Below are 6,313 nucleotides of genomic sequence, written 5' to 3' on the forward strand. Positions count from 1 at the left end.
ATCAGCTGCTGCACTTCGGTGGCACCTTCGTAGATGCGCAAGGCCCGAATTTCACGGTACAGCGACTCCACCATCACGCCTTTTTTGACCCCCATGCCGCCGTGCATCTGCACGGCCATATCGATGATTTGTTGCGCGTTTTCAGTCGCGGTCATCTTGGCCATGGCCGCTTCACGGGTGATGCGCTGACCTTGATCGCGCAACCAGGCGGCGCGGTAAGTCAGCAAGGTGGCTCCGTCAAGCATCGTGGCCATCTGGGCGATCTTGGTCTGGGTGATCTGGAAATCACCCAGGCTCTGGCCAAACATCTTGCGTGAACGCGCCCAGGCGATGGACTCGTGCAGCGCACGTCGCCCAAAACCCAAAGCCGCCGCCGCCACCGAGGTACGGAATACATCCAACGTGGCCATCGCCACCTTGAAGCCCTGGCCGGGCTCACCAATGCGTTGCTCCGGCCCGAGCTTGCAGTTGTCAAATTTCAAGGTCGCCAACGGGTGCGGAGCGATGACGTCGATGCGCTCTTCGATGGACAGGCCCGGGGTGTCGGCATCAACGATGAACGCAGAGATGCCGCGCGCGCCGGGGGCTTCACCCGTGCGGGCAAACACCACATAAAAGTCTGCAATGCCACCGTTCGAGATCCAGGTTTTCCGGCCATTGAGGACATGGCCTTCTGCCGTGGCTGTCGCGCTGCACTGCATGGCGGCCACGTCGGAGCCCGCATCGGGCTCGCTCAAGGCAAACGCCGACAGTGCCTGCCCCGAGGCCACGCGCGGCAGATAGCGCTGCTTTTGCGCTGGTGTGCCCATCAGGCTGATGGCCCCCGTGCCCAGGCCTTGCATGGCAAAAGCGAAATCGGACAAGCCGTTGTGAAACGCCAGCGTTTCGCGCAGCAGGCAAAGCTGGCGGGTGTCGATCGCATCGGATGCCGCGCCGTAAGCCTTGCCTGCGACGGCATGCTTGAGCCAGCCGCCGCTGCCGAGCAAGCGCACCAGGCGAACGCATTCGGCGTCCACCGCATCACGGCTTTCGTCATGGTGTGCGTGAGCCAGGTGCTCGCCACACCAAATGTCCAGCTTTGATTTGAATGTCCGGTGACTGTCCTCAAAGAACGGCCAGTCCAGCTCGGCGGGGTGTTGACGCATTTTCAATCTCCTCCAAACACAGGCGTCTGCTTGGCCACAAAGGCATGGTAGGCCCGGTGAAAATCGTTGGTGGCCATGCAGATGGCTTGGGCCTGGGCTTCGGCTTCAATGGCTTCGTCCACCCCCATGTTCCATTCCTGCTGAAGCATTTTTTTGGTCATGCCGTTGGCAAACGTTGGGCCGGACACCAGTTGTGCGGCAATGGCCTGGGCATCAGCCAGCAAGGCATCGGCAGCGCACACCCGGTTGTAAAAACCCCAGCGCTCGGCTTCAGCCGCACCCAAGCCACGACCCGTGAAAAGCAGTTCGCTGGCACGTCCCTGGCCAATGATGCGTGGCAGCAGCGCGCACGCCCCCATGTCGCACCCGGCCAGGCCCACCTTGTTGAACAAAAAATAGGTTTTGCTGCGCTCGGTGCCGTAGCGCAGGTCCGAGGCCATGGCCAAAATCGCGCCCGCGCCCGCGCACACGCCATCGATGGCTGCGATCAGGGGTTGCGGGCAGGCACGCATGGCCTTGACCAGATCGCCCGTCATGCGCGTGAAGCTCAATAGGCCCGGCATGTCCAACTGGGTCAGTGGGCCAATGATTTCATGCACATCACCACCCGAACAAAAATTACCTCCTGCACCCGTGATGACCACAGCATGAACATCGGTCGCATAGACCAATGCACGAAAGAAGTCGCGCAGCTCGGCATACGAGTCAAACGACAGGGGATTTTTGCGTTCAGGTCGGTTCAGGGTGACCGTGGCCACGCCAGCTTTGACGTCCAGCAAAAAGTGCTCAGGCTGGTAACCCGACATGGCTTGGTTGTGACGCGGCAGCTGCTGTGGCTGGCCTGGCAAATAGCGTGGGGTCATGGGGTCTCCTTCGGAAATTTTGGGTGGCCGGACTTCAAGGTGCCCAGCAGGTTGTGCAGGCTTTCCTGCTCAGACTCATTCATGGGTGCCAGCAGCTCAATCACCCAGCCTTCATGGGCCTGGGCCATGGCAGAGAACACGCTGCGCCCGGCACCGGTCAGGCTGACTGTGAATGAGCGTCTGTCTGTCATTTGCATCTGCCGACGTACCAGTTGTTCTTTCTCGAGCTGATCCACGATGCTGGTCACGTTGCCACCGGTCACCATCATGCGGCGCGATAACTCGCTCATGGAAAGGCCTTGTGGCTCTCGTTCGAGTTGGGCCATCAGGTCAAAGCGGGGCAAGGTGATGCCAAACTGTTCGCGCAAGCGTTGGCGAATCGTGTCTTCAATGCGTGTGGTGGCCGACAACAGACGCAGCCACAAACGCAAGGAGGCATGGTGATCGGCATGTGCGCGCACCTCCATGTCGGTCATGTTTTGGCCCGTGATCTGCAGGTCGCTCATCCGGCCAACTCTCCACCGTCGATGCCGATGGCTTGCCCGTTCAAGGCGTCACTGCCCGGAGCGCACAACCACAGCACACTTTGCGCAACTTCGTGTGCTTGCACCAGACGCTGCTGAGGGTTGCCAGCCGCCAAGGCCTGACCCGCCTGGGCTTCGCTTTTGCCTGTTTTGGCCATGATGTTTTGCACGGCCTCGCGCACGATGTCGGTCTCGGTGTAGCCTGGACAAATTGCGTTCACCGTGATGCCCTTGCGAGCCAACTCCAATGCCAGTGCTTTTGTCAACCCGACGACACCGTGCTTGGCGGCGACATAAGCACTCACGTAGGCATAAGCCTTCAAACCTGCCGTGCTGGCGATGTTGATGATGCGCCCAGGTGTGCCGCCACTGGCAGCTTCCAGCATGCCTGGCAGCACCGCCTGGATGCAGTGGTAGGTGCCCGTGAGGTTCACGTTGATCATCTGGTGCCAAAGGGCCGCGTCGGTCTTTGCAAAGGGCTGGCTTTGAGCTTGCCCGGCGTTGTTCACCAAAATGTTCACGGGACCAAACCTGGCCTGCGCTTGCTGCACGGCGGCCTGAACGGAGGGCTCGTCACCCACATCCATCAGGGCAATGAACACGGCCACAGCAGGCACGTGTTTTCGCAAGACCTCGGCCTGAGCCTGTAGCTTGTCTTGGGTACGACCGCACAAGGTGAGACGGCAACCCGCCTGTGCCAATGTCAGGGCAATGGCCGCACCAATGCCGGCGCCGGCGCCAGTGATGAGTGCGTGACGGTTATGCAACATGGCACTCTTGGGCAGCACCGCTGCACCTGATATGGAAGCTTCCATTCTGTGATGGTGCTTGTGAGGCGGCAAGGGCAGTACGCGCCACGTCAATCTCCTTTGGTGGCGCTTTGCAAGGCACGTTCGCGGGCAAATCCTGCTTCGAGTTGCGGTTTGCCTGAAACATAGGCTTGCGGCCAAGTTACGTCAGTGAAGCCTATGCGTGCCGCCTCGGTCAAGGTCCAAGCCGGGTTGGCCAGGTGCGGGCGTGCTACCGCGCACAGGTCGGCACGGCCAGCGGCCAAAATGCTGTTGACATGGTCGGCCTCAGAGATCGCCCCCACGGCAATCGTGGCGATACCGGCTTCTTGACGGATGCGATCGGCAAATGGCGTCTGGTACATGCGGCCGTAGGTGGGCTTTTGCAGCGCACTGACTTGCCCGGATGAGCAGTCGATCATGTCAGCCCCTGCGGCCTTGAAGGCGCGCGCGATATCAACTGCATCGGCCGGCGTAATACCTCCTTCGACCCAGTCGTTCGCGGAAATGCGCACCGACATGGGCAAGTGTTCGGGCCAGACTTTGCGCACAGCAGAAAACACTTCGAGTGGATAGCGCAGCCGATTTTCCATGGAACCGCCGTACTCATCAGTTCGCAAATTGGTCAGCGGGCTGATGAAGCTTGACAACAGGTAGCCGTGGGCGCAGTGCAACTCCAACCAGTCAAACCCAGCCATGGCTGCACGTTGCGTGGCATTTACAAAGTCAGTTGTGACTTGTTCCATATCGGACCGGTTCATGGCGCGCGGCACATCACCGTGTTGAAGGTACGGCATGGCTGATGCGGCGATCAGGGGCCAGTTGCCTTCTGCATCGTCTGCTGCCATTGGCTGGTCCATGCCCAAACCTTGCCAGGGGCGGCAGGTTGAACCTTTGGGTCCGGCATGGCCGATCTGCAGGCCAATTTTGGCATCGCTTTGGGTGTGCACCCAGTGTGTGATGCGCTGAAAGTCTTGTGTTTGCTGGTCATTCCACAAGCCTGGGCAGCCATGTGTGATGCGGCCATCCGCACTGGGTGCGGTCATCTCGACCATCACCAGCCCGGCTCCTCCCATGGCGCGTGCCCCCAAATGAACTAGGTGGTAATCGGCCGCACGACCATCCACCGCTGCGTATTGCGCCATAGGCGAAACCACAATGCGGTTTTTGAGTGTGACCGAGCGTTGCGTGTAGGTCGTGAACATGGGAGGGCGTATGCCGGGCGTAGCGGTGCGACCGGCAAACCAGGCCTCATAGCCCTCTAGCCATTTTTTGTCACGCAGTCGCAGGTTTTCATGGCTGATGCGCTGGCTACGTGTGAGCATGGAATACATGAGTTGCTCGGGTGCCAACTGGTCGCAATAACGCTCGCCACACACCTCGAACCACTCCATGGCATTCCAGGCCGCGTTTTGCAAGCGGATCACATCAATCTCTCGAACCTTTTGGTAGTGCTGCAATACGTCTGGAATTCGATCTGGGGTGTCTCCCAGTGTTTTGAATTGACGGACCAATTCAATGGCATCTTCAAGTGCCAACTTGGTACCCGAGCCGATGGCAAAGTGTGCCGTGTGGACCGCATCGCCCATCAGCACCACTTGGCTGTTGCCGTTGAAAGTAGACCATTGGGCGCACTTGACACGCTGAAAATTCAACCAGGCTGAGCCCCGCAAATGGCGGGCGTTGGTCATCAATTTTTCGCCTTGAAGGTTCTTTGCAAAGAGCTGTTCACAAAACGCGATGGATTCATCCTGATCGGCTTTGTCCAGGCCATGCGCGAGCCAGACATGCTCAGGACACTCGACGATGAAAGTCGATGTCTGGTTGTCAAACTTGTAGACGTGTGCCTGAAACCAACCGTGCTCGGTCTTCTCGAACAAGAAAGTGAACGCGTCATATTGTCGGTTGGTGCCCAGCCAGATGAATCGATTGGGCCGTGTCACGATGTCGGGCTTGAAAACATCCGACAAGCGACTGCGCACACGAGAGTTGACGCCGTCACTCGCGATGATCAGATCGGCATCGGGAAAGTCCAGATCGGATTGCACATCCTGCTCAAACAGTAACTTGACCCCCAACTCTTCACATCTCACCTGCAAGATATTCAGTAATTTTTTGCGTCCAATGCCCACAAAACCATGGCCACCGGAACGGATCACCTGGTCTTTGAAATGCAGCTCAATGTCATCCCAGTGGTTGAAGGCCTGTTGGACTTCGTTAGCGGTTTCGATATCCCACTGGCGCATGTTGTCCAGTGTCTGGTCAGAGAACACCACGCCCCAACCAAACGTGTCGTAAGGCTTGTTCCGCTCAACCACTGTGATGTCGTGGTGCGGGCCCAGTTTTTTCATGAGCAAGGCAAAGTACAGGCCGGAAGGACCACCACCAATGGATATGATTTTCATGTCTGCTCTCTTAGCTGTCGGCCTTATGATTTCTGGTTAAGGCCTATAAAGTTGAAGCCTGAAGTATTTACGAAACAGCAAACGCGGTCAACCACGTAGTAACCCGTAATAGAGTGTTATGGAGAGAGGAGTAGTGCTGGGGAGGATGCTTTGCACAAAGCAAAACGCCCCACCGATTGGTGGGGCGTTAAGGGCTGTTAGAAGCCTGACGATGTCCTACTTTCACACGGGAACCCGCACTATCATCGGCGCTAAGTCGTTTCACGGTCCTGTTCGAGATGGGAAGGAGTGGTACCAACTTGCTATGGTCATCAGGCATAACTTGTTGTCATCTTGACCAGGTCAAGACAACGAATTCATAGAGTTTCGAATCAGATTTTTAGAGCTTACGCTCAGGCCTTTCGACCTTTTTTGAATGCGTCAACTTGGCATAACTTCCTTGACCAATGCACATCTTGCGACGTGTGATCAAAGTTATAGGGTCAAGCCTCACGAGCAATTAGTATCAGTTAGCTTAACGCATTACTGCGCTTCCACACCTGACCTATCAACGTCCTGGTCTTGAACGACTCTTTAGGGGGCTCAAGG

The 6,313-nt window shown here is 57.7% G+C and carries 5 protein-coding genes and 2 rRNA genes; all 7 read right to left on the reverse strand.

Annotation, left to right across the window (positions count from 1 at the left end; translation table 11 throughout):
* A partial coding sequence (locus ACIQ3A_RS13195) for an acyl-CoA dehydrogenase family protein (RefSeq protein ID WP_396432191.1) occupies nt 1-1,145 on the reverse strand: 1,145 nt, incomplete at its 3' end.
* A gap of 2 nt (nt 1,146-1,147) precedes the next feature.
* Nucleotides 1,148-2,008 (reverse strand): enoyl-CoA hydratase family protein, encoded by an 861-nt coding sequence (locus ACIQ3A_RS13200; RefSeq protein WP_396432192.1) that lies wholly within the window; start codon nt 2,006-2,008, stop codon nt 1,148-1,150.
* Nucleotides 2,005-2,514 (reverse strand): MarR family winged helix-turn-helix transcriptional regulator, encoded by a 510-nt coding sequence (locus ACIQ3A_RS13205; RefSeq protein WP_396432193.1) that lies wholly within the window; start codon nt 2,512-2,514, stop codon nt 2,005-2,007. The genes ACIQ3A_RS13200 and ACIQ3A_RS13205 overlap by 4 nt, the downstream gene beginning before the upstream one ends.
* Nucleotides 2,511-3,347: an SDR family NAD(P)-dependent oxidoreductase gene (locus ACIQ3A_RS13210; protein ID WP_396432194.1), complete on the reverse strand. Its 837-nt coding sequence runs from the start codon at nt 3,345-3,347 to the stop codon at nt 2,511-2,513. The genes ACIQ3A_RS13205 and ACIQ3A_RS13210 overlap by 4 nt, the downstream gene beginning before the upstream one ends.
* 44 nt (nt 3,348-3,391) lie before the next feature.
* Nucleotides 3,392-5,725 carry a bifunctional salicylyl-CoA 5-hydroxylase/oxidoreductase gene (locus ACIQ3A_RS13215; protein WP_396432195.1) on the reverse strand — a complete coding sequence of 778 codons (2,334 nt, stop codon included), beginning with the start codon at nt 5,723-5,725 and terminating at the stop codon, nt 3,392-3,394.
* Between the two features lie 203 nt (nt 5,726-5,928).
* Nucleotides 5,929-6,041, reverse strand: a 5S ribosomal RNA gene (gene rrf, locus ACIQ3A_RS13220).
* Nucleotides 6,042-6,203: 162 nt separating this feature from the next.
* Nucleotides 6,204-6,313, reverse strand: a 23S ribosomal RNA gene (locus tag ACIQ3A_RS13225); the annotation flags it as partial.

This window comes from Limnohabitans sp., assembly GCF_044361985.1.
In the GTDB taxonomy this organism is placed as follows: Bacteria; Pseudomonadota; Gammaproteobacteria; order Burkholderiales; family Burkholderiaceae_C; genus Limnohabitans_A.